Genomic DNA, 22471 nt, shown 5'->3' on the forward strand with positions numbered 1-22471 from the left:
GGACCGGGAGGTCCCTCCTCGGCGGATTCAGTGGCTGCCCCGGCGTACGTGTGCCTCGGCGAGAAGGAGATAGCTTGCCGCGGTCCAGGTGTAGGCACGGTCGCGCAGGCCTGTTCCGGTGAGGGCGTCGAAGTTCTCGGCGAAGCCGTGGGTCTCGCACAGGGCGCGGAAGCGGGCGCCGATCTCGTCCGCCAGGCGGTGGTGTCCGCCGCGGCGCAGGCCGTCTTCGACGAGGACCGTGGCGGGGGCCCAGATCGGGCCGCGCCAGTAACCGTCGGAGAGGTAGTGCGGCGAGGCCGGCAGCTCGGTGGCCAGGCCGTACGGGGTCAGGTGGGCCTCGATGCGACCGGCCAGCACGCTGCTGACGTCGTCCGGCAGATGCTCGCCCAACGCGATGGGCATCAGGTCGAGGAGACTGGAACTGTGCCAGGTCTCCCCGCTGCCGACGCCCCGGGCGACGAACCGGTCACCGGTCCAGAGCTGGTCGAGCATCGCCGCCTGGGTGTCCGCGGCCAGACGCGTCCACCCGAGAGCCTTCTCCGGCCACCCCAACTCCGTTGCCAGTTCGGCCAGTTGGTGCAGCTGGAGAACGAGGAAGGCGGCCAGGTCCGCGGTGACCACCACCCGCTCGGGGTCGAAGGTGGTGGCGTTGTCCCAGCCGCTGTCGTTGCCGTGCTGGTAGTGGGGCAGTGCGGCGCCGGGGGCACGCCGTGCGGTGAGCCAGAAGTCGGTCCACCGTTCCAGCCTGTCGTAGGTCTCGGCCAGTTCACCCTCCCCGGGGGGCGTGCTCAGCCGGCGACGGAGGTGGCCGAACGTCCAGCCGTGGATGGGGGGTTTGACGAAGTTGTGGAGGACCTCGGAGTGGGTGACCGAGTCGGGCAGCGCCCCGGTCTCGTCCTGGTGGTCGAAGGGCAGGTGGAACTGGTCCCAGGCCAGGTCGGGGCGACCGGGGGCCAGAGCAAGGGCGTTGAAGCAGTGGTCCCAGCTCCAGACCTTGTCCATCCAGTGCTTGGACATGAGGACGGCGGGCCGGGTGACCAGCCCCGCCGGGCGTACGGTCGCGGACCACAGGACGTAGGCCGCGAGTTCGGCGGCCGGGGTCGCGGACGAGCGCCAGGGGGCGATCGTGTCGACGAAGTCCGCGAAGGAGTTCCGCGCGGCCTCGACGGTCTTGTCGAAGGACATCGGGGACGCGTACGGCGGGCGGGCCGTTTCGAGTTCCTCGACCGCGATCTCCCAGGGACCGTCCGCGTCGGCGGCGACCGTGAGGCCGCGGTCGGCGCTGCCCAGGGCCTGGCTGCCGGACGTGTCGGTCACCGTGCCGGACAACACGGTGACGCGGTAGCGGCGTCCGGTCTCGTACGACGTGAACACGTGCGCGCGGGCGGCCGCGTCGTGGAAGAAGTACGTGCCGCTGAAAGGGGTCAGCGACCGGGCCGCCGCGCGGACGCGCAGCGACAGGCCCGCTCCCCGCAGGCGTACCGTGTCCGGCGAGCCGTAGGCGAGCTCGACCCGGCCGGCCGCCCCGGTCCAGCTCAGCAGGCCCGGTGTCGCCTCGACGCGGGTCCCGGCCCGCTCGCCCGTCGCCCCGTCGAGCGGCACCAGGCTCAGGACGGCGTGCATACCGTTCTGGTGCGAGACGAGGTGCAGGTCCTCGGCGTACGTCTTCTCCGCCACCACGGGCGAGATGTCGAACCAGGATCCGTAACTGCTGAACGGGATGTCATGGACGGAGAAGGCGGAGAAGGCGGAGAAGGCGGAGAAGGCCGGGCCAGATCGGTCGGCGGTCATGAAGCGTCACTCGTTTCTCGGGCGGGTGCGGGCGACCGTCCGGCGGAGGGACGGTGGAGCCGTGACGAGGTGGAAGGAGTCAGTCAGTCCTTGACCGCGCCGGCGGTCACGCCGGCGGCGACGTAGCGCTGGGCGAGGACGAGGATGACCGCGGCCGGCAGCGAGGCCACGACGGCGGTGGCCATGATGGCGTTCCACTCCTGGTTGTTGTTGCCGATGTAGTGGTAGATACCGAGGGTGATCGGCTGGTGGGCGCCGCCGCCGGCGAGGGTGCTGGCGAAGACGAAGTCGGACCAGGACCACAGGAACGCGAACAGGGACACCGTGACGACGGCGTTGCGGCTCATCGGCAGGACGATCGACCAGAAGGTACGCAGGGGCCCGGCGCCGTCCGTCTTCGCCGCCTGGAGCAGTTCGCCGGGGACGCCGGACATGAACGCGGTGAAGATGAGCACCGCGAACGGAACCGCCAGGGTCGAGTCCGCGACGATCAGGCCGGGGACGGACTGGAGCAGGCCGAGGCTGAGGTAGATGGCGTAGAAGCCCATCGCCATGATGATGCCGGGGATCATCTGGGCGGCCAGAAGGACGAAGGACAGGATGCCACCGCCCCGCGGACGCAGCTTGGCCAGCGCGTAACCGGCGGGGGCCGCCAGCGCCACGGTCAGAACCACGGTGCCGAGGCCGATGACGAGGCTGGTGCCGAGGTAGGGCAACTGCTGGTCCAGGACGGCCCGGTAACCCTCCAGGGTGCCGTGGACGGGGAACAGCCCCGGGGGTGACTTGCGCATGTCCTGGTCGCGGGTGAAGGACACGTTGAGCATCCAGTAGACCGGGAAGAGCATGATCCCGGTCAGCAGGAGGCCGATGGCCGTCTTCCACCACGTACGGCTGCGTCGGTTCATGGCGATTCCTGTCACGACAGCCCCTGCTTTCGCTGGACCCTCATGTAGACCAGGCCGAAGACCAGTGCGGCGACGACGAGCAGGTTGCCGACGGCGGCTCCTGGGCCGAAGGCGGGCAGTAGGTTGCCGAAGCCGAGTTGGTAGGACCAGGTGGCGAAGGTGGTGGACGAGTCCGCCGGGCCGCCCTTGGTCATGATCCAGATGATGTCGAAGACCTTGAGCGTGTAGACCAGCCCCAGCAGCAGGGTGATCGCGGACACCGGGCGCAGCAGCGGGAAGGTGATGCTCCAGAACCGCCGCCAGGCATTCGCGCCGTCCAGGGCGGCGGCCTCGTACAGACCGGCCGGAATGGACTGCAGGCCGCTGTGGAGCACGACCAGGTTGAACGGGACGCCGATCCAGATGTTCGCGATGATCACCGAGGTCAGCGACCAGGACGGCGAGGTCAGCCAGTTCACCGGGCCGACGCCGAGGGCGTGCAGGGCGGCGTTGACGACACCGGAGTCGCTGTTGAGCATCCACGACCAGGTGGAGGCCGAGACGATCAGCGGCAGCAGCCAGGGCACCAGGAACAGCGCGCGCAGGGTGGCCGAAAGCCGGAAGTGCTGGTTGAAGAAGACCGCGAGCGCGAGGCCGATGGCGTACTGGAAGGCCAGGCAGACGGCGGTGAACACGACGGTGTGGAACAGGGCGGGGGCGAAGGTCGGGTCGTCCAGGACGGTCCGGTAGTTCTTCAGGCCCGTGAAGGGTGCGTCGCCCTGGACGAAGGAGCGGACCGTGTAGTTCCTGACGCTGAGATCGATGTTGCGGTAGAGCGGATAGGCGTAGAAGAGGCCGAGGTAGAGGACGACCGGGGCGAGGAACGCCCAGCCGGCCCACTGCTGGGAGCTGGGGCGGCGTCGTGCCCGGGGCGGGGCGTCGGGGACCGTACCCGGGTGATCGCCCACGGGCCGACGGTGCGGCACTTGTGTCGTGTTGCTCATCAACGGGCCCTGGTCCTGGTTACTTGACGACGGACTGGGCGGCGGTGAGCGCGTCCTTCGGGGACTTCGAACCGCTGAGGGCGGACTGGACGGCCTTCCACAACTGCTCCGAGATCTTGGGGTACTTGGTGCCCAGGTCGTCGCTGGTGCGGCCCTTGGCCGCCTTGACCGCGGCCACCCATGGCTTGAGTCCCGGGTCGGCCGCCACCTGCTTGTCCTGGACTTCGGTGGTGGGAGCGACGTACGAGAGGGTGGTGTCGGTGTCGTACAGGTTCTGGGTGCTGGTCAGGCAGGTCGCGATCTTCTGTGTGGTGGTGTAGCGGTCGGTCGAGTCCTGGACCGGGACGGTGACGAACTCACCGCCCGTCGGGGCCGCGGCCTGGCCTCCGCCGACGCCGGGGACGAGTATGACCCCGTAGTCGATGCCCGCTTTCCTGGCGTTCGCGAGCTGCCAGGTGCCGTTCTCGCCGAACGCGTAGTCCCCGGTCGCGAACTCCTGCCAGCTGGTGGTCTGGGTGTTGTTGAGAACGGAGTTGGGGGCGTAGCCCTTCTTCAGCCAGTCACCCCACAGTGACAACGCCGAGACACTCTTGGCCGAGTCCAGCTCGGTCAGCTTCGCACCGGAGCCCCAGAACCACGGCAGGAACTGGAAGCTGCCCTCCTCCGTGCCGATCGCGGAGAACGTGATGCCCTTCTTGCCTGCCTTCTTGACCTTCGCCAGCGCCGCTGTCAGCGCTGTCCAGTCCTTGACCGAGGTGACGTCCACCCCGGCCTCCTTCAGCACCTTCTTGTTGTAGTAGAGAGCGAGGGTGTTGGCGCCGATCGGGGTGCCGTAGGTCTTGCCGCCCGACTGCCCGGCGGCGAGCAGGTTGGGGTCGACCTTCGAGGTGTCGAGCTTGTTGTCGCCGGTCGTGGTCAGTACCCCCGCCTCGGCCAGGGTCGACACCACGGGGTTGTCGACGATGAGGACATCCGGGGAGTTGCCCTGCTGCGCCGCCAGCAGCGTCTTGCTCGCCAGGTCGCTGGTGTCGAAGCCGGTCCGCTTGATCTTCACGCCGGCCTCGGTGCCGCACGCGTCGAGCAGCTTCACCCACGCCGAGCCCTTGGCGAACTGCGGGTACGGGTCCCAGACGGTGTACGTGCCGTTGTCCGCCGCCTTCGTCCCGGTGCCCCCCGAGCCGGATCCGCAGGCGGTGGCACTGGTGGCGACAGCCAGCGCAGTCAGGGCTGCGGCGGTCAGGCGGCGCCTTCTGGAGGAGTTGTTCATCGCGGGTTCCTTTGTTTTTGGCCTGCGGGTGCCGAGTCTTTCGGCATGCGGGTGCCGAGGCGAGGGGTTGCCGGGGAGGCGAGCACGCCGAACGGCAGGGGTGAGCGGTTGCTGAGCGGCTGCTGAGCGGTTCGAGGGCCCGGTGGGTGCGGGAGGAGGACGGGCGTTCGGTGTGGGTCGCGGTCCGGGGGGCAGAGAGTCCGGGGGGCAGGGGGTCCGGGGGGCAGGGGGTCCGGGAGTCAGGGGGTCAGGGAGTCGTCGTCCCGATCCCGGGACCCCCGGTGGGCGTGGGCCCCGCGGGCCCGGTGCTGGCCCGCAGGGAGATGGGTGGCGTGAGGAGATGGTGCCGGGGCGGCGCGGCGGGCTGGTCGAGCCGCTCCACCAGCAGGTCGACGGCGAGACGGCCCATCTCGGCCGCCGGTACGTCCGCCGCGGTGAGCTGCGGGGTCACCGTCTCCGCCCAGCGGCCGGCCACCACCCCGGTGACGGAGAAGTCGCGCGGCACATGGCGGCCGGCCTCGGCCAGCCCGCGGTAGAGCCCGCCCAGCGCGGCCTCGTTCAGCGTGACCAGGGCCGTGGTGGCCGGGGCGTCGTGCAGGATCCGTTCCACACAGGTCTGACCCGAGGCGGCGTCGTCACCGCAGCAGTACGTCCGGACTGTCAGCCCGCGCTCGGCCGCGGCTTTGGTGAAACCGTCCAGGCCCCGGTGCGCGGACTCGTACCCGGTGCGCAGCAGTTGCTCGGGACGGTTGACGAAGGCGACCCGACGGTGACCGAGATCCGCCAGGTGGTGCACGCACCGCTCGACCAGCGCGGTGTGGTCGAGACTCACCCACCACCCGCCCTCGGGGCGAGCGGTACGGCCGATGGCGACGGAGGGGAAGTCCAGGGTGGCCAGGTGCTCCACCCGGTCGTCCTCCAGCCTGATCTCCATCAGGATCGCGCCGTCGACCCGCCGCTCCCCCAGCAGCCGTTGGAAGGAGCGGTCGCTGTCCACGCCACTGGGGGACAGCAGCACGTCGTAGTCGTAGGCCGCGGCGGCCTCCACCACGCTGCCGATGAAGTCCAGTTGCATCCCCGTGTAGTGGCTCCCGGCCGGCGGGAAGACCAGGCCGAGGGTGCTGGTCCGCCCGTTGGCCAGAGCGCGGGCGCTGGCGCTGGGCCGGTAGCCCAACTCGTCGACGACCTGTTGGATCTTCCGGCGCGTGTCCTCCGAAACCGGGCGCTTGCCGCTCAACGCGTAGGACACGGTGCTGCGCGAGACACCGGCCCGCCGGGCGATCTCACCGATGTTCACGGCAACTCCTTGTTCGAACCGGTTCGACATCTCGGAGAGGGAACCGTCGACGGTCGCGTGGCGCTGGGAAGGGAAGAGCGGCGACTACCGGCTGTCGAACCGGTTCGCGTGAAGTGAAGGTAGAAACAAGCCCGGCAGCTGTCAACACGTCGAACCATGTTTTTCGCAAAGACCCTGCAACCCGGCATACACGGCACAGGTTCCGTGTGTCGGGGGGATTGCTGGCCGGTTTCCTCGGTGCTAGCTTCACCGAACCGGTTCGACTCGCTCCCCTCCACTGTCCGAGCCGTACGGAATCCCTGGAGCCCCTGCCCGACGCGGGGCACCCGACGGACCACGGGCGACTGTCGGCCTGGCCACGGCGCTCGTCCGGCCCGCCGCCGATCCGGGCGGTCGCCGGTCCCGCCCGCCGTCGGTCCGGCCGGTCGCGGGTCCGGCCGGGCTGGACGAGACGACCCGGGGCCGGCCGGCCGAAGCGGGCCGAAGCGGGCCGACCGGAACCGCTCCCCCAAGGATTAGGACGCCATCCATGCCATCCGCTGACCGACCAGCCCGGCGCCGAGCCGCGGCCGCCGTGGCACTGACTCTCGGCGCGGGCCTGCTGGCCGCGCCGGCCGTCCCCGCGCAGGCGGCCGACGCACCCCAGCCCGCCGCCCACTACACCTTCGACCAGGACGACCCCGCCTCGGGCATGATCACCGACAGCTCCGGCAACGGCCTGACCGCGAGCCTGGTGAACGGCGACACCGCCCGGTCCGTCGCGGGCACCGGCGGAGGCACGGCGCTCGCCCTCCCCGGCGGAGCGCCCACCTCGAACGGCGCGTACGTCCGCCTGCCCCGCGAAGTGCTCGGCGACGCAACGGACCTGACGGTCTCGGCCCGCGTGAAGTGGGGCGGCGACACGTCGCCCTGGCAGCGGATCTTCGATCTGGGGACCGACAACACGAAATACCTCTTCACCACCCCGTCCAACAACAACGGGCTGCTGCAGACCTCGGTGACCACAGGCGGAGGCGGCGCCGAGGCACAGGTCCACGGCTACGCGATGCTTCCCTCGGACCAGTGGCGGACCGTCACCGTCACCCTCGACAGCTCGGCCGGCCGGGTCACCACCTACCTCGACGGCGTGGCGGTCTCCTCCGCCGAGACCGACGTCAAGGCGAAGGATCTGCTGGACGGTTCGGCCACCTCCGCCGGTCACATCGGCAAGTCCTTCTACCCGGACCCGCTGTTCAAGGGCGCGATCGACGACTTCACCGTGTGGCACGCGGCGCTCAGCGCCGAGCAGGTGGCCGGCACGGTCGGGACCCTTCCCACCCTCCGGCAGCTCTCGCAGACGTCGTTCGACGTCCGTACGACAACGGGAACCGCCCCGCCCCTCCCCGCCACCGTCCGCTCCACCTTCTCCGACGGCTACGACCGCGACGCTCCGATCACCTGGGACGCCGTACCGTCCGACAAGTACGCCCGGCCCGGCACGTTCACGGTGGCCGGAACCGCGGCCGGGCACGCGGTGAAGGCGACCGTCACCGTGGTCCGCGAGGGGCAGCTCACCGTCGACCTCGGCTCGGACACCGGCGCGTTCCACGGCGGCGCCTCGGGCACCCTCTACGGGGTGTACGGACCGGACATCCCCACCAACAACCTCATCGAGGGCATGGGCCTGCGCACGGTCTCCACGAAGGCGCAGGACGGTCCGCAGCACCCCGGTGCCGACGCGCTGGAGGTGGTCAAGCCACTGGCCGACTCCACCAACGGTGACGTGTACATCTACATGACCGACATCCACCGCGGCTTCCCGTACCAATGGCCGGGCGACACCCCCGCGGAGAAGCTGAAGCTCTACCAGGAGAAGATCGCGAAGCAGGTCGACCAGGTGCTGCGGCTGCCGAAGGAGTATCAGGACAACATCGTCTTCGTGCCGTTCAACGAGCCCGAGGGCAACATGTTCGGCACCGGCGAGTGGAGCTACGACCAGGTCGGCTGGCTCACCGACCCGGGCGCCTACTTCGCCGCCTGGGACGACGCGTACAAGCTCATCAAGGGCAGGATGCCCGACGCCCGTATCGCCGGCCCCAACACCAGCGTCCTCTACGGCCAGGTGAAGGGCTTCCTCACGCACGCCCTGGCCGCCGGCACCCTCCCGGACGTCATCACCTGGCACGAGCTGAGCCACCCGGAGGCGGTGCGCGAGAGCGTCGCCACGTACCGGACGTGGGAGAGGGAACTGTTCAAGGGCACCGACCGTGAGGCCACACAACTCCCGGTCAACATCAACGAATACGCCTTCAACTACCACACGTCGGTCCCCGGCCAGATGATCCAGTGGGTGTCCGCGATCGAGGAGTCCAAGGTGGACGCCGACATCGCGTACTGGAACATCGACGGCAACCTCTCCGACTCCGCGGTGCAGTCGAACCGCGGCAACGGCCAGTGGTGGCTGCTGAACTCGTACGCCTCGATGAGCGGCCACACGGTGCGGGTGACCCCGCCGTTCCCCGGCGAGAACTACCGCATGCAGGGCGTCGGCACCCTGGACGAGAGGAAGCGGCAGGCCCGGCTGATCTTCGGCGGCTCCACCGGCAAGGGCCACATCACCTTCGCGGGCGTCCCGAAGAAGCTGTTCGGGGACCGCGTGCACGCCTGGGTGCGGGAGATCGAGTGGAGCGGGCAGGTGGGCGACTCGCCCGGCCCGAAGCTGCTCACCGAGCAGAACCTGACGGTGGGTGACGACGGCACGGTCGTCGTCGACTTCGGTGACGGCGCACTGCCGAAGCTGAAGGAGTCCTCGGCGTACGAGATCGTCCTCAGCCCCGCCGGGAAGGCGAAGGGCACGCAGTCGCCGCCTGTGCGCTGGCAGGGTTCGTACGAGGCGGAGGACGCCGCCCACACCGGGGCCGGCTACTCCAGGAACGGCCCGGAGGGCTCGCCCCGCGACGTGTCGAAGTTCTACACCTCCGGCGGGTACGACGTGGGCGGCCTGCGCACCGGCTCGGACGTCACGCTCGACACCACCGTGGACGTGCCCCAGGACGGCACCTACGACCTGAGCGTCTTCGCCAACTCCCTCAACACCTTCGACAAGGTGAAGGAGCAGGGCCCGACCAACGTCTTCCTGCGCGTGGACGGCAAGGCGGACAGCGAGCAGGAGCTGTACCTGCCGCTGGGTTACAAGTGGGTGGTCTGGGACCACACCGACACCAAGGTCCACCTCACCAAGGGCAAGCACACCCTCACGCTCGCCGCGAAGAGCGCCGACGGCAAGCGCGCCACGAAGGGCGACGCCATCGTCGACCGTCTCACCCTCACCCTCCCCGAGGCGTCAACCGGCACCCAGGTGTACGAGGGCGAGCTGGCCTGGCTGGGCGGCGGGGCGCAGCCCGTCTACGACCTGCCGAAGCAGACCGGCGTCCCGGCCACCGGCTCGGGCGCGGGCCGGCTCGAGAAGGGCCAGACGGCCACGTTCTGGGTCTACTCCCCCGCCGACCGCGAAGCCACCCTCAAGGTCGACACCCTCGGCGGCGCGGGTGCCCGGCTCTCGGTCAACGGGCACGACGTCCTGGGTCTGACCAAGAGGAGGAGCGAGGTGGCGGTCTCCCTCTCGGGCGGCGTCAACAAGGTGACGGTGACCGGGGGTTCGTCCACCACTCTCGTCGACCGCCTCACCGTCACCCCCACCGAGGGCACGCTCGAGACGCGTACGTACGAGGCGGGCGACGCCGAGCTCGCGGGCTCGGCCGCGCTGGCCCCGCTCTCCCTGGCCACCGACGGCACGGCGATCACCGGCATCGGCGGCGAGCCCGGCAACGGCAACACCGCGACGTTCACCGTCTCCGCCGACCGGACCGGCCTGTACGCGCTGCGCATCCGCTACTCCAACCCCGAGCAGGCCGAGGCCACCCACTACAACCCGGACCCCCTCGCCCGCCACGCCGACATCAGCGTGAACGGCGGCGGGATACGGCGCGTCAGCTTCCCGCACAGCTTCCACCAGAACAACTTCTGGGAACTGACCGTCCCCGTCCACCTGAAGAAGGGACAGAACACGATCACGTTCCGGTCCGAGGAACCACCGAACTTCGACGGCACCACCTACGCCTCGGACACCTTCCCCGGCGTACCGCTCCGCTCCCGCTACGCCCCGCTGATCGACCGGATCACCGTCGCGCCGTACGCCCGGGAGGACTGAGCGACCGGGACCGGGAAGGACGGTGGGGCCGGCCGCGTCACGCACGGCCGGCCCCACCTCTCGCGCGAGACTCTCCCACGAGACCTCTCCCGCGAGAGGGAGGTGTCGAGCGGGACGCGTCAGCTCTTGCCGAGCATCTTGTTCATCTGCCCGATCTCCGCGGTCTGGGCCGTGATGACGTCGTCCGCGAGCTTCGTGGCGGGACCGTACTTGCCCTTGGCCTTCTCGGTCTTCGCCATCTCGACGGCGCCCTCGTGGTGCTGGACCATCATGTCCAGGAACATCTTGTCGAACTCGGCGCCGGACGCCTTCTTCAGCTTGCCCATGTCCTCGCTGCTCATCATGCCGGGCATGGCGGACGACATGTCGTGCTCCATGCCCGGCATGGACGACATGTCCTCGGGGACCTCCTCGCCCCACGACGTGAGCCAGCCGGACATGGTCTTGATCTCCGGGTCCTGCGCGCCCTTGATCTTCGTGGCGAGGCTCTTGACCTCCGGGGCGGAGGCACCGTCGGCGGCCAGATCGGCCATGGCGACGGCCTGGCGGTGGTGCTGGATCATCTCGGTCGCGAAGTCGACGTCGGCGTCGGTGTGCGTGCCGCCCTCGGCCGCGGCCGAAGCGGACGGGCCGGCCGACTCGGACTTCATCGATCCCATGTCGTGACCGCCGCTCCCGCTGTCGCTGTCGCCGCCGCACGCGGCCAGTACGAGGGCGGCCGCGCCGGCGGTGGCGGCGAGGGCGGCACGACGGATGAGCCTGCGCTGTGCAGTCATGGTTGAACTCCTGCGTTCTGATGTCTCGGATCTGCTGAAGGGCACGCCGGAGCACGTCGCCACGTCCGGATCGGCCGGTGGCGGCGTGCGGGACGTTCTAGATCCGCAGAAGCTGGAGTTCGGAGAGTGATGGTGGGGCTCGACCACCGGCGGGACCACTGCCGTCCGGGGACGCCTGCGCGTCCGGCGCCCGTCCGGCGCGGGCCATCACGTCGGGCTCCAGCACCGGCACCACCGCGGGAGTTCCGGAAACCGACGCGGACGCGCAGGTCGGGTCCGCATGCGCCATGTGCCCCGAACAGCCGCCCGCACCGTGGTCGCACTCGCCCGGCGTCGCCATCACGAGACCCGTGTGTGCGCTCGCCACGATCCGGTCGTGTCCGGCCTGATCATGGATTTCGGGGACCGGTCCGAGGCCGTGCATACCGAGCAGACCCAGCAGCAGGGCGGCCACGAGCAACCCGAACGACGGCAACGTGCGTCGCGGTCGCGTGTGTGGCGATCGCGTGCGCTGTCCGAGGCGGGTCACGGCCTCATCGTAAGCACGGATCATGGGCCCCTTGCATGCCGGGCGCCACCGGAGTGGACACCAAGGTTCGATACCCACCGAGGGTATACCAGCACCTTACCCGGCGAGGACCCGGAGCCCTGACAGGCCGGCCCTCTACTATGAACCTGCGTATGCGCTTGCGCATCCGGTGGCGAAAGGGAGTCAGGGCCATGCGACGGCTGGGGGACCTGGAGGCGGAGATCATGGACCGTCTCTGGACATGGAACCGCCCGGCGACGGTGCGCGAGGTCGTCGACGACATCAACACAGTGCGTCCCGTCGCCTACACCACAGTGATGACCGTCACCAACATCCTCTACACCAAGGGCTGGTTGCTGCGAGGCAAGCAGGGCCGCGCCTGGTGGTACTCGCCGGTCCGCAGCCGCGAGGCGTACGCCGCCGCACTCATGGAGGACGGCTTGGGAGAGAGCAAGGACCGACCGGCCGCGCTGGTCCACTTCGTCGAGAACATGTCCGAGGAAGAAGTGGCTGCCCTGCGCAAGGCCCTGCGCACCGTGGGACGACCGGCGAAGTCGTGAACGCGACCCCCGTCCTGGTCGGGTACACGACGGTCGTCGGTTTCGTCGCGCCCGCTCTGCTCCTGCGCGCCCGCTGGCCGTACCGCGCGCCCGCTCTGGCCGCCGCCGTCTGGCACGCGCTGGTGGTCTCGTTCACGGTGGGGGCGATGCTCAGCGTGTACAACGTCGTGATGCCGACCGAGCAGCTGCATGTGGGGCTGCTGGGTCTGCTGCACTCGTGCGGGCTGGACATCGGCATGAGCAGCCCCGTCCCCCAGGGCGCGGGCCGACTCGCCGTCGCCCTTCCCGCCGTGATCGGGGCGGCGGTGACGTCGAGTTTCCTCTTCCACGTCGTACGCGCTCGTCGGCTGCGGACGCGGCATCGGGAAGCGGTGGATCTGGTGGGGCGCCGCTCTGTGCGGCTGGGCGCCACGATCCTGCCCTACGACACCCCTGCCGCCTACTGCCTGCCCGGCCGCCGCCCCAGGATCGTGATCAGCGACGCGGCCGTACGCGAGCTGACGTCCGCGCAACTCGCCGCCGTACTGGAGCACGAGCAGGCCCATATCGCGGGCCGTCACCATCTGGCCCTGGCCGCCGTGGAGGCGTTCCACTCGGTGTTCCGCCGGCTCCCGCTGGCCCGTCACGCCCGGGAACAGATGACACTGCTGCTGGAGATGGTCGCGGACGACCGAGCCCTGCGCGGACACTCCCGCGAGACACTGGCGACCGCCATGTACGAGATGGCGGCGACCCGCAGGCCGGAGGGCGCGTTCGCGGCGGGCGGCCACACCGTGGTGATCCGTTTGGAGCGGGTGCTCGGCCCGCGCCAGGCACCTCACCCTCTCTTCTGGGGATGCGTTGCCGCCTGTGCCGTGGCCGTTCCGCTGCTGCCACTGTTGCTCGCCTGCCCGCCCGGACTCGGCTGACCGCCGACCCGACCCGGCTGGTGGCGACGGGGGGTGTCGTCACCAGCGTGTCCGCGCAGCGGGCTCATCGCCGGTGGACGAGCCCGCCCGGTCGGCGGTACGACGAGAACGTCAGGCCTGATAGGCCAGGTTGGCCATCATCCCTGCCTCGCCGTGGTACGCGTTGTGGCAGTGCAGCATCCACTGGCCCGGGTTGTCGGCGTCGAAGAAGACGGACACCTTCCTCTTGGGCAGCACGATCGTGGTGTCCTTGCGGGGGCCGGAGGTGCCGAGCTGGTAGGTGTGGCCGTGCAGGTGCATCGGGTGCCACATCTCAGTGGTGTTGATGAAGTCGAGCCTTACCCGCTGCCCCTCCTCCACGAAGATGGGGTGGGCCCCGGCATTGTTCATGTCGAACGGCACATCGTTGATGGCCCAGTTGTACTCGGCCATACCGCCGGTCAGTTTGATCCGGTGCGTGACGTCGGTCTCTGCGGTCCGCAGGCGCACGTCGTCAGCGGCGCGGAGCTGGGACGCCGTCATGATCATGCCGTCGAGTTCCGCCGGGCGGACCGTCGCGGACGGCGTACGCCCCGAGCCGGTGCGCACCAGCGCGAGGCCGCCTGCGTCCTTGCCTTCGGCCAGAGCCACCAGCGGGAAGACCCCGTCACCGAGGGTGACGAGAACGTCGTACCGCTCTCCCATGGCGACCAGCAGCGCGTCCACCTCCTGGTGCTGGACCGGGAAGCCGTCGGTGTGCGTGATGGTCATTTTGTGCTCGCCGAGAGCGACTCGGTAGGCGGTGTCCGCGCCGGCGTTGATGATCCGCAGCCGTACCCTCTTGCCGGGCTTGCCGGTGTAGACGTCCGGGGCGGTCGCCACCCGGCCGTTGATCAGGTGGTGGGGGTACCTCACATCGCCGGCGTCGCCGCCGAGCAGATCGCTCTCGGAGCCCGTGAGCATGAACTTCGTCGACATACCGCCGGAGGACGCGGAGGGCGACGGGGACGCGGAGGCCGAGGGGGACACGGAGCCCGACGGGGACGCGGAATCACCGCCCATGTCCATCCCGCCCATGTCCCCCATGTCATGACTCTCCATGCCGCTGGAGCCGGCGCGGGCTCCGGCACTCTCTCCCATGTCCATGGCGCCCATGCCGTGCCGGAGTTCGGCGAGGACCTCGTCGGGGGTGCCCGCGACGCCGTCGATCCAGTCGTCGAGGAGGACGACCCACTCGTCGTCGTACGCGAGAGGCTCCTTGGGGTCCTCGACGATCAGCGGCGCGTAGAGGCCGCGGTCGAGCTGGACACCGATGTGCGGGTGGAGGAAGTACGTGCCCGGGGTGTCGGCGATGAACCGGTAGGTGAAGTTGGCGCCGGCCCGGACCGGGGTCTGGGTGACCGGCGGCACGCCGTCCATGTCGTTGCGCAGCGCGATGCCGTGCCAGTGGATCGACGTGGCGGTTTTGTCGGGGAGTTGGTTGGACAGTTCGGCGACCAGGGTGTCGCCCGCGGTCACCCGTACCTCCCTGCCGGGGGTGCGCCCGTCCAAGGCCCAGGTCCTGGGCATGACGCCGCCACCCAGGTCGATCACCGCGGGGGCCGCGGTCAGAGTGAGCTTGTGCTCCCGTCCCGTGCTCCTGCGCTGCTTGTCGTTGCCGGTGACCTCGGAGCCGGACGGATCGAGGAGGTCCTTGCCGCTGCCGCTGCCTGAGCCGGAACCGCTGCCGCAGGCGGCGAGCGCACCGGCGCCCGCGATCCCGAGCCCGGCGATCAGGGCGGAGCGACGGTCGATGCTGTTCATTTCGTTGCGTCCTCTGTTGGGTACTGCCGATGTGGTCGCGGAGGGACGGCACATCGCGCGCCGTCCGGCGCGGCCTATATACGCAGTCGGGAGAGGACGGACAGGTCCGGCGGGGCCCGGCCGACCGCTGCGGCGCCGGGAGTGCGCCCCACTGCGGGCTGCCGCAGTTTCACCAGCGGGTCGAACGCCGCCTGGTCCGGGAGGGCGAGCTGTACGGAGCCGACGGTCGCCGTGGAGCAGTGCTGCATGCCCGGCATGGCGCAGGCACCGTCATCGGCGTCGTGCGCGGAGGCACCCGAGACCAGATCACCGGGGACTGAAGTGCCCGAGACGGAAGTGCCCGAGACGGACGGCGCCGTCCCGTCCGTCAGCAGGTGAACGGTGTGCACCGAGTCCGGCATGGAGGAGACGTCCATCGACGGCGTCTCGTGGTGGACGAGCACGGCCAGCGCGACGCACAGGGTGAGGAGCACCCCGTACGCCCAACGGACGGCTGTGCCGTCACCGCGGGCCGACCGAATCGTCATGCGCTCCACCTGTGTGCTGTCAATAACCGCATCAGGATCTTACCCCTAGGGGGTACCTGGGCGCTCGGCGGGGACCGTTCTTCCCTCTAACGGCTGGGCCCATGGCGCGTCCGCACACCCCACCCGGCCCACCTGAACAGGCTCCGACCCCGGGACGTACTAAGGGCACTAGTAAATGATGCCCCAGACGGCGCTCCGGGCGCCCCGTACGGCGGCGGCTCGACCACCCGGGCCGTCACGCGCGGACGATGGAGAAGGTGAAGATGGGAATGCTAGCGCTGAGTTGGGCCGTTGCGACGGTCGCCGCTCTTGTGGCCGCCGTCAGCGCGGTCCGGCTGGTGACCACCAGCGGCGAGGTCAGGTTCGCGGCGGGCGGCGACTTGCTGATGGGCCTGTGCATGGCCGCCATGGCGCTGCCCGCGACGGTCGGCTGGTACGCCGGGTACGGCATGTGGTGGGCGGCGGTTTTCGCCGTCCTCGGGGTCGCGTCAGCGGGGCTGGCGTTCAAGCACGCACGTCAGCACGGATGGAAACACGGTCGGCACTGGGTCCACCTCATCGTGGGCAGCGCGGGCATGGTCATCATGACGCTCGCCATGACGAGTACGCCGTCCGGACCGGTGCTCGCCCTGGGGGGCTCCATGGCACACATGCCGGGCATGGAGAACATGGCGAGCATGGAGAACATGGAGAACATGGCAGGCATGTCGGGCACGGACCACACCGCCGGCATGGAGTCGATGCCGGGGATGGGCAGCATGCCGGGGATGGACATGACAGGCGGGACGGACGCCTCTGCCCACACAGGTGCCGCCGCCGGCTCGTCGCCCGTATGGCAGTTCGTCGTCGCGGCGCTCGCTGTGTACTTTCTGCTGTCGATCGGCGCATCCGTGTGGGCGAGGGCCCGGGGGACCAGCCGGAAGGGCCGGGGCACGGGCACCCGCTCCCACTGGGGCCGTTGGCTGCTCGCCATGCCGGACACAATTCTCGTCTTCCTGGCGTCGCTGACGATCTCGGTGTGGGACAGGGCCAGGACGACGCAAGGCGGCGGCAGCCACGGGCGACGCCGCAAGCTCGGAGCCGCACCCGACGCCGCACTGGCTGCGCACATCGGCATGGGAGGGACCATGTCCGCGATGCTGTTGATGATGGTCGCGTGACGGTCGCCCCATGGCCGGCCCCGGCGGAACACCTTCATGTGGGCAGCACCACAGCTGCGGAATACCCCAGGGGGGTATAGTGTTGCCATGGGCCGGGAGAGACAGACCAGTCACACCTCTTCCGGAAGGACAATTCACGCACTCACACCCCGAGGGAAGAGCCATGACCACTGAGACTGAGACTGAGACGAACTCCGGTTCCTGCTGCGGCTCCGGTTCGTGCGGAACCGACGCCACGGTCGACATTCAGGGCGTCGGCGTGACCACCGTCTACAAGGTGTCCGGCATGACCTGCGGCCACTGCGAGGGCGCGATCTCCCAGGAGATCTCCGCACTGGACGGCGTCACCGCGGTCACCGCGGTCGCCAAGACCGGCGAGGTCACCGTGGTCTCCGCCGCCGCACTCGACGAGGAGACCGTCCGCGCCGCCGTCGACGAGGCCGGCTACGAGCTCGTCGGCCCCGCCTGACGACCGAGCGGGCCACTGCCCGCTCACATGAACTCCCTCCGCGCCGGGACGTACCGCTCCGCTGATACGGTCGCTGTGCGTCCCGGCCTCCCCTGGAGACATGTCATGACCAGTACGGCTCCCGAAAAGGCCCTTCCTGACAGCGCACCCGCACCCGCGCAACAGGTCGAGCTCTCGATCGGCGGGATGACCTGCGCCTCCTGCGCCGCCCGCATCGAGAAGAAGCTCAACCGCATGGACGGCGTCACGGCGACCGTCAACTACGCCACCGAGAAGGCGAAGGTCTCGTATCCGGACGGCACCGAGGTCGCCGACCTCATCGCCACGGTCGAGAAGACCGGCTACACCGCCCAGGAGCCGCCCCCGCCCGCCCCCGTCACGGGTGAAGTGGGCGAGGCGCAGGCCGCTCCGACGGCGGACGGCGAGCTGCTGTCCTTGCGGCAGCGTCTCCATGTGTCGCTGGTGCTCACCGTGCCCGTGGTCCTGATGGCGATGGTTCCGGCCCTGCAGTTCGACAACTGGCAGTGGCTGTCGCTGACCCTGGCCGCTCCGGTCGTGGCCTGGGGCGCCTTCCCCTTCCACAAGGCTGCCTGGACGAACGTCCGGCACGGCGCCGCGACGATGGACACGCTGGTGTCGATCGGTACGCTCGCCGCGCTCGGCTGGTCGGTGTGGGCCCTGTTCTGGGGGAACGCGGGGATGCCGGGAATGCGGCACGCCTTCGAGTTCACCATCTCCCGTACGGACGGCTCCTCCTCCATCTATCTGGAGGCCGCGGCCGGCGTGACCACGTTCATCCTGGCGGGCCGCTACCTGGAGGCGAAGTCCAAGCGCAAGGCGGGCGCGGCGCTACGGGCACTCATGGAATGGGGCGCCAAGGATGTCTCCGTGCTGCGCGGGGGCAAAGAAGTACGCATCCCCGTGGGCCAGTTGGCCGTCGGTGACCGCTTCGTCGTACGGCCCGGCGAGAAGATCGCCACCGACGGCACCGTCGTCGAGGGTGCGTCCGCCGTGGACGCCGCCATGCTCACCGGCGAGTCCGTGCCCGTGGACGTCACCGTCGGCGACACGGTGACCGGGGCGACCGTGAACGCCGGCGGCCGGCTCGTCGTCGAGGCGACCCGGGTCGGCGCGGACACCCAACTCGCGCGGATGGCGAGGCTCGTCGAGGACGCCCAGAACGGAAAGGCCGAAGTACAGCGGCTCGCCGACCGGATCTCCGGCGTCTTCGTACCTGCTGTCCTCTTCCTCGCGATCGCCACTTTCGGAGTGTGGCTCGGAGCGACGGGCGACACCGTGGCCGCCTTCACCGCCGCCATCGCCGTCCTGATCATCGCCTGCCCGTGCGCACTGGGCCTGGCCACGCCGACCGCGCTGATGGTCGGCACCGGCCGGGGCGCCCAGCTCGGCATCCTCATCAAGGGCCCGGAGGTGCTGGAGTCCACGCGGCGCGTCGACACCGTTGTCCTGGACAAGACCGGCACGGTGACCACCGGTCGTATGCGCCTCCAGGACGTTTTCACGGCGCCGGGCGTGGACGAGGGCGAACTGCTGCGGCTGGCGGGAGCGTTGGAGCACGCCTCGGAGCACCCCATCGCCCAGGCGATCGCGGCCGGCGCGGCCGAGCCGGCCGGCGGCCTTCCCGTGCCGGAGAGCTTCGAGAACATCGCCGGTCTCGGTGTCCGGGGCGTCGTCGACGGGCACGCGGTGCTCGTCGGGCGCGAGAAGCTCCTGGCCATGGGGCTCGGCGAGATCCCCCGGGAACTCGCCGAGGCCAAGGCCGCGGCGGAGGCCGAAGGACGTACCGCGGTCGTCGTCGCCTGGGACGGCGAGGCGCGTGGTGTCCTCACCGTCGCCGACGCGATCAAGGAGACCAGCGCAGAAGCCGTGGCCGAGCTGCGCCGGCTGGGCCTGAAGCCGGTCCTGCTGACCGGCGACAACCAGCTCGTCGCCGAGTCCGTGGCCAAGGCCGTCGGTATCGACGAGGTCATCGCCGAAGTCCTGCCGCAGGACAAGGTGGACATGGTCAAGCGACTGCAGAGCGAGGGCCGTACGGTCGCGATGGTCGGCGACGGCGTCAACGACGCCGCCGCCCTCGCCACCGCCGATCTGGGCCTGGCGATGGGGACCGGAACGGACGCGGCGATCGAAGCGGCGGACCTGACCCTCGTACGAGGCGACCTGCGGGTGGCCGCGGACGCGATCCGGCTCTCCCGGAAGACCCTGGCCACGATCAAGGGCAACCTCTTCTGGGCCTTCGGATACAACGTCGCCGCCCTGCCGCTCGCCGCCTTCGGCATGCTGAACCCGATGATCGCCGGAGCTGCCATGGCGTTCTCGTCCGTGTTCGTGGTGACGAACAGCCTGCGGCTGCGGACCTTCAAGTAGCGGCCCAGCCGCCGCGTCGGGCGAGGCGCGTCACGTCGGACGGGGCGCGTCGGACGGGGCGCGCGAGTGGGGAGCTCACCTACACGGAGGGGCACCCTTCGCACTAAGCTCCTTAGAAGATTGAGGCCGCCGGCACCCATCAGGAAGGGACCGCATGGAGAGCTCGGACTGGCGACCGGTACTGGCGCTCCTGGTACTCGTCGTCGTGGCGGTCGTTCTGCTGCACGCCGTCTCCGTCGCGCTGCGAGCGATCCGCGAACCGCTGCACACGGGACCGTTCAGCGGGGGCCTCGAACCGCAGGAGCACGCACTGTCCCGGTTCCACGTCCGCTGGTATCCGGTCACGATGATCTTTCTCGCCTTCGACATGGAAATGCTGTTCATGTATCCGTGGACGAAGGTGGTCTCGGCGGTCGGTACCAGCGCGGTCGTCGAGATGTTCCTCTTCCTGGGCGTGCTGCTCGCGGGGGTCGGATACGCCTGGCGCGAGGGGGCCTTCCGGTGGAGCTGAGATCCCGGCTCGCGCGCGCGGCCTTGTCCCGCCCCGGGGTGCTGCTGGCGGCATACCCAGGAGCTACGCGGGAACGGCTCACGGTCGAGGCGGAGTTGGCGCGAAGGGGATGGCCGTCCGTGGCCGCTCCGGCGGACACGGACCTGCTGGTGATCGCGGGCGGTCCCGGCGACGGGGGTGACGACTGGGTCGCGAACGTCTGGGGCGCCGTATCGGCTCCGAAGGCGTGGGTCCGGGTCACGGATGCGGAGCAGGTCGCCGATGCGTTCGATCGAGGGCTGGCGGAACTCGGACGGGGAGGATCTCCGTCGGCTCCGGGTCCGACAGTTCGGCACGCGGGTCACGACCACCACGCCGCGCATGACATGCATGCCACGCATGACACAGATGACGCACCTGACATGCATGCCACGCACGACACGCATGAGCACGGCGGAGGGACAGCCGAGCACATCGGGCACGATGCCCATCACGGCCAGATGGAGCACCCCGGTCACACCATGCACGCCGAGCACACCATGCACGCCGAGCAGGGCCACGCCGGGCACGCCGGCCACGCCGGCCACGCCGGCCACGACATGGGAGTCGTGGACGGGCTGCCCATGGCGGACCGGGCCGACGACCGCGACGGACTGCGGCTGGACCGCCTGCACGTCCCCTTGGGGCCCGTGCTCGCTGACTGGCCCTCCGGTTTGGTGCTACGGCTCACCCTGCAGGGCGATGTCGTCCAGGAGGCCGCCGTGGAACAGGTCGCCGCTCCCCCGTCGCCGCGACCGCCCTTCTGGAACGAGCCGTTCCTGCGGGCCGCCGAGGGCGTACCGGTTCCCGGGGGTCATGCGGCGCGGCGGTTGTGTGCGGCGCATCTGGACAGTCTGGGCAGGTACTTCGCCGTACTGGGGTGGAGCGACCTGGCCGCGCGGGCCCGGCACGCACGGGACCGCGCCCTCGCCGGGACACCGGCCGCCGAACTCGCCGCTCTCGTACGCCCTTTGATCCGTCGGGCCGAACGTTCGCGGACGGTGCGCTGGCTGACCGCCGGCGTGGGCGTGCTGCCTGCCGAGCATGCGCGGCACCACGGGGTCACGGGGCCGGCCCTGGTCGCGGACGGAGACGCCCACGCCCGCATGCTCGTGTGGCTCGAAGCCGTCGGGCGCAACGCGGCGGCGGCCGACCTGACCGAGCCACTGGACGCGACGGAGGCCGTCGGGCCGCGCGGACGGATCGTCGGGGACGCGATGCCTGCCTCCCAGGCACTGTTGGACGTCCTGCCCGGCCTGCTTCAGGGTGCCGAGTTCGCTTGTGCACGGATCATCGTGGCGAGCCTCGACCCGGATCTCGACGAGACCGGACTCGTCACGGTGGCGGGGACGGACCATGGCTGAGCGCGCTCCGCTCTGGGCGGTCTTCGTACTGCCCGCCGTCCTGGTCGTCGTGGCCATGGCGGTGGCCGGGCTCGATGCCGTGCTCACGGCCGGGGCCCGCAACGGCCGTAAGGGAGGCCGTATCGGATCGCTGCGTGAGTCGGCCGGCCATGTCGCCCGGCCCGGCCGTGAGGTTCTGAGGCACCTCGTGCAGCAGCCGCGGCGTACGCGGGCGTCCGATCTGCCGCTGGCCCGGATCGGAGCGGCGCTGCTTCCCGTCGCGGCCGTCCTGGCCGCGGTCGTACTGCCTCTCGGCTTCCGTTCGCTGAGCGATCTACCGGATGGGATCGTCTGGTTCAACGCGATGGAGGCGCTGGCGTGGGCGGCCGTGTGGCTGGCCGGCTGGGGGCCGAACTCTGCGCTGTCACTCATCGGCGGTTACCGGTTCCTGGCCCAGGGTCTGGCATACGAGCTGCCGCACATGCTCGCGATCACCACCGCCGCCCTCGGTGCGCAGTCACTGCGGGTCGGCGAAGTCGTCGACAGCCAGGCGGGGTTGTGGTTCGCCGTGTGGATGCCGGTGGCCTTCGCGATCTATCTGCTCAGCGCCATGGCGATGGCGTTCTGGGGACCGTTCGACCAGCCCGCCGGGCAGGATGTGGCGGGCGGCGCGGCCACTGAACTGTCGGGTGTCGACCGCGTGCTGTTCCTCGGCGGTCGGTGGCTGCTGCTGGTCGTCGCCGCGGCCTTCAGTGTGCCGCTCTTCCTGGGCGGCGGCCACGGCCCTGCACTGCCCGGCTGGGCGTGGACCGTGCTCAAGACGGCGGTCGTGCTGGCCTTCCTCGTCTGGGCCCGGCGACGGGTCGCGACCCTGCGTATGGAGCGGTACGTGGAGCTCGCCTGGGTCGTGCTGACCCCGCTGGCCGTCCTGCAGGCCCTGGTGGTGGCCGTGGTGGCGGTCGACCGGTGAAACGGATGAGCCCGAGACCGACGAGCCCGAGACCGATGAGCGCTATAAGGACGAGGCCGAGACGGATAAGGCCGACCCGGATGAGGCCGAGCCGGATG

General features: G+C 70.1%; 18 protein-coding genes. 9 read left to right on the forward strand and 9 right to left on the reverse strand.

Annotation, left to right across the window (positions count from 1 at the left end):
- Positions 1-27 precede the first annotated feature (27 nt).
- The 5 genes from M2271_RS27500 to M2271_RS27520 form a co-directional block, all read right to left on the reverse strand.
- The gene (locus M2271_RS27500; protein ID WP_280890028.1) at positions 28-1791 is read right to left on the reverse strand and encodes a trehalase family glycosidase; all 1764 of its coding nucleotides are present in this window, start codon (positions 1789-1791) and stop codon (positions 28-30) included.
- Between the two features lie 83 nt (positions 1792-1874).
- Positions 1875-2696: a carbohydrate ABC transporter permease gene (locus M2271_RS27505; RefSeq protein ID WP_280890029.1), complete on the reverse strand. Its 822-nt coding sequence runs from the start codon at positions 2694-2696 to the stop codon at positions 1875-1877.
- An 11-nt stretch (positions 2697-2707) separates the two neighbouring features.
- On the reverse strand, positions 2708-3679 hold the full coding sequence (locus tag M2271_RS27510) for a sugar ABC transporter permease (RefSeq protein WP_280890030.1): 972 nt from the start codon (positions 3677-3679) through the stop codon (positions 2708-2710).
- A 19-nt stretch (positions 3680-3698) separates the two neighbouring features.
- On the reverse strand, positions 3699-4946 hold the full coding sequence (locus tag M2271_RS27515) for an extracellular solute-binding protein (protein WP_280890031.1): 1248 nt from the start codon (positions 4944-4946) through the stop codon (positions 3699-3701).
- 247 nt (positions 4947-5193) lie between these two features.
- Complete coding sequence (locus tag M2271_RS27520) at positions 5194-6243, reverse strand: LacI family DNA-binding transcriptional regulator (RefSeq protein WP_280890032.1); 1050 nt, start codon at positions 6241-6243, stop codon at positions 5194-5196.
- 529 nt (positions 6244-6772) lie between these two features.
- On the opposite strand from M2271_RS27520, the gene M2271_RS27525 reads away from it, so the two are divergent.
- On the forward strand, positions 6773-10432 hold the full coding sequence (locus M2271_RS27525) for a LamG-like jellyroll fold domain-containing protein (RefSeq protein ID WP_280890033.1): 3660 nt from the start codon (positions 6773-6775) through the stop codon (positions 10430-10432).
- Between the two features lie 119 nt (positions 10433-10551).
- Here M2271_RS27525 and M2271_RS27530 read toward each other — a convergent pair whose 3' ends face one another.
- Both M2271_RS27530 and M2271_RS27535 read right to left on the reverse strand, forming a co-directional pair.
- The gene (locus M2271_RS27530) at positions 10552-11208 is read right to left on the reverse strand and encodes a DUF305 domain-containing protein (RefSeq protein ID WP_280890034.1); all 657 of its coding nucleotides are present in this window, start codon (positions 11206-11208) and stop codon (positions 10552-10554) included.
- Positions 11209-11305: 97 nt separating this feature from the next.
- Entirely contained in the window at positions 11306-11737 is a 432-nt protein-coding gene (locus tag M2271_RS27535; RefSeq protein WP_280890035.1) for a DUF6153 family protein, read from the reverse strand.
- Between the two features lie 191 nt (positions 11738-11928).
- Here M2271_RS27535 and M2271_RS27540 point away from each other — a divergent pair, with 191 nt between their 5' ends.
- Positions 11929-12297: a BlaI/MecI/CopY family transcriptional regulator gene (locus M2271_RS27540; protein ID WP_280890036.1), complete on the forward strand. Its 369-nt coding sequence runs from the start codon at positions 11929-11931 to the stop codon at positions 12295-12297.
- A complete protein-coding gene (locus tag M2271_RS27545; protein WP_280890037.1) occupies positions 12294-13205 on the forward strand; it encodes a M56 family metallopeptidase in 912 nt (303 codons plus the stop codon). Before M2271_RS27540 ends, M2271_RS27545 begins: the two co-directional genes overlap by 4 nt.
- A gap of 111 nt (positions 13206-13316) precedes the next feature.
- On the opposite strand, the gene M2271_RS27550 is transcribed toward M2271_RS27545, so the two are convergent.
- Both M2271_RS27550 and M2271_RS27555 read right to left on the reverse strand, forming a co-directional pair.
- The gene (locus tag M2271_RS27550; protein WP_280890038.1) at positions 13317-14987 is read right to left on the reverse strand and encodes a multicopper oxidase family protein; all 1671 of its coding nucleotides are present in this window, start codon (positions 14985-14987) and stop codon (positions 13317-13319) included.
- A 74-nt stretch (positions 14988-15061) separates the two neighbouring features.
- The gene (locus M2271_RS27555; RefSeq protein WP_280890039.1) at positions 15062-15514 is read right to left on the reverse strand and encodes a hypothetical protein; all 453 of its coding nucleotides are present in this window, start codon (positions 15512-15514) and stop codon (positions 15062-15064) included.
- Positions 15515-15783: 269 nt separating this feature from the next.
- Here M2271_RS27555 and M2271_RS27560 point away from each other — a divergent pair, with 269 nt between their 5' ends.
- The 6 genes from M2271_RS27560 to M2271_RS27585 all read left to right on the forward strand — a co-directional run bounded on the left by M2271_RS27560 (position 15784) and on the right by M2271_RS27585 (position 22373).
- Positions 15784-16674, forward strand: coding sequence for a DUF5134 domain-containing protein (locus tag M2271_RS27560; RefSeq protein WP_280890040.1), 891 nt, complete (start codon positions 15784-15786; stop codon positions 16672-16674).
- A 163-nt stretch (positions 16675-16837) separates the two neighbouring features.
- Positions 16838-17143, forward strand: coding sequence for a heavy-metal-associated domain-containing protein (locus M2271_RS27565; protein ID WP_280890041.1), 306 nt, complete (start codon positions 16838-16840; stop codon positions 17141-17143).
- Between the two features lie 105 nt (positions 17144-17248).
- Positions 17249-19531, forward strand: a complete 2283-nt coding sequence (locus M2271_RS27570; RefSeq protein WP_280890042.1) for a heavy metal translocating P-type ATPase — start codon at positions 17249-17251, stop codon at positions 19529-19531.
- Between the two features lie 154 nt (positions 19532-19685).
- Positions 19686-20042, forward strand: coding sequence for an NADH-quinone oxidoreductase subunit A (locus tag M2271_RS27575; RefSeq protein ID WP_280890043.1), 357 nt, complete (start codon positions 19686-19688; stop codon positions 20040-20042).
- 401 nt (positions 20043-20443) lie between these two features.
- On the forward strand, positions 20444-21424 hold the full coding sequence (locus tag M2271_RS27580) for a hypothetical protein (protein WP_348539197.1): 981 nt from the start codon (positions 20444-20446) through the stop codon (positions 21422-21424).
- Positions 21417-22373, forward strand: coding sequence for an NADH-quinone oxidoreductase subunit H (locus tag M2271_RS27585; RefSeq protein WP_280890045.1), 957 nt, complete (start codon positions 21417-21419; stop codon positions 22371-22373). Before M2271_RS27580 ends, M2271_RS27585 begins: the two co-directional genes overlap by 8 nt.
- The last annotated feature ends 98 nt before the right edge of the window (positions 22374-22471 follow it).

It is taken from the genome of Streptomyces sp. LBL, from assembly GCF_029893585.1.
Classification (GTDB): Bacteria; Actinomycetota; Actinomycetes; order Streptomycetales; family Streptomycetaceae; genus Streptomyces.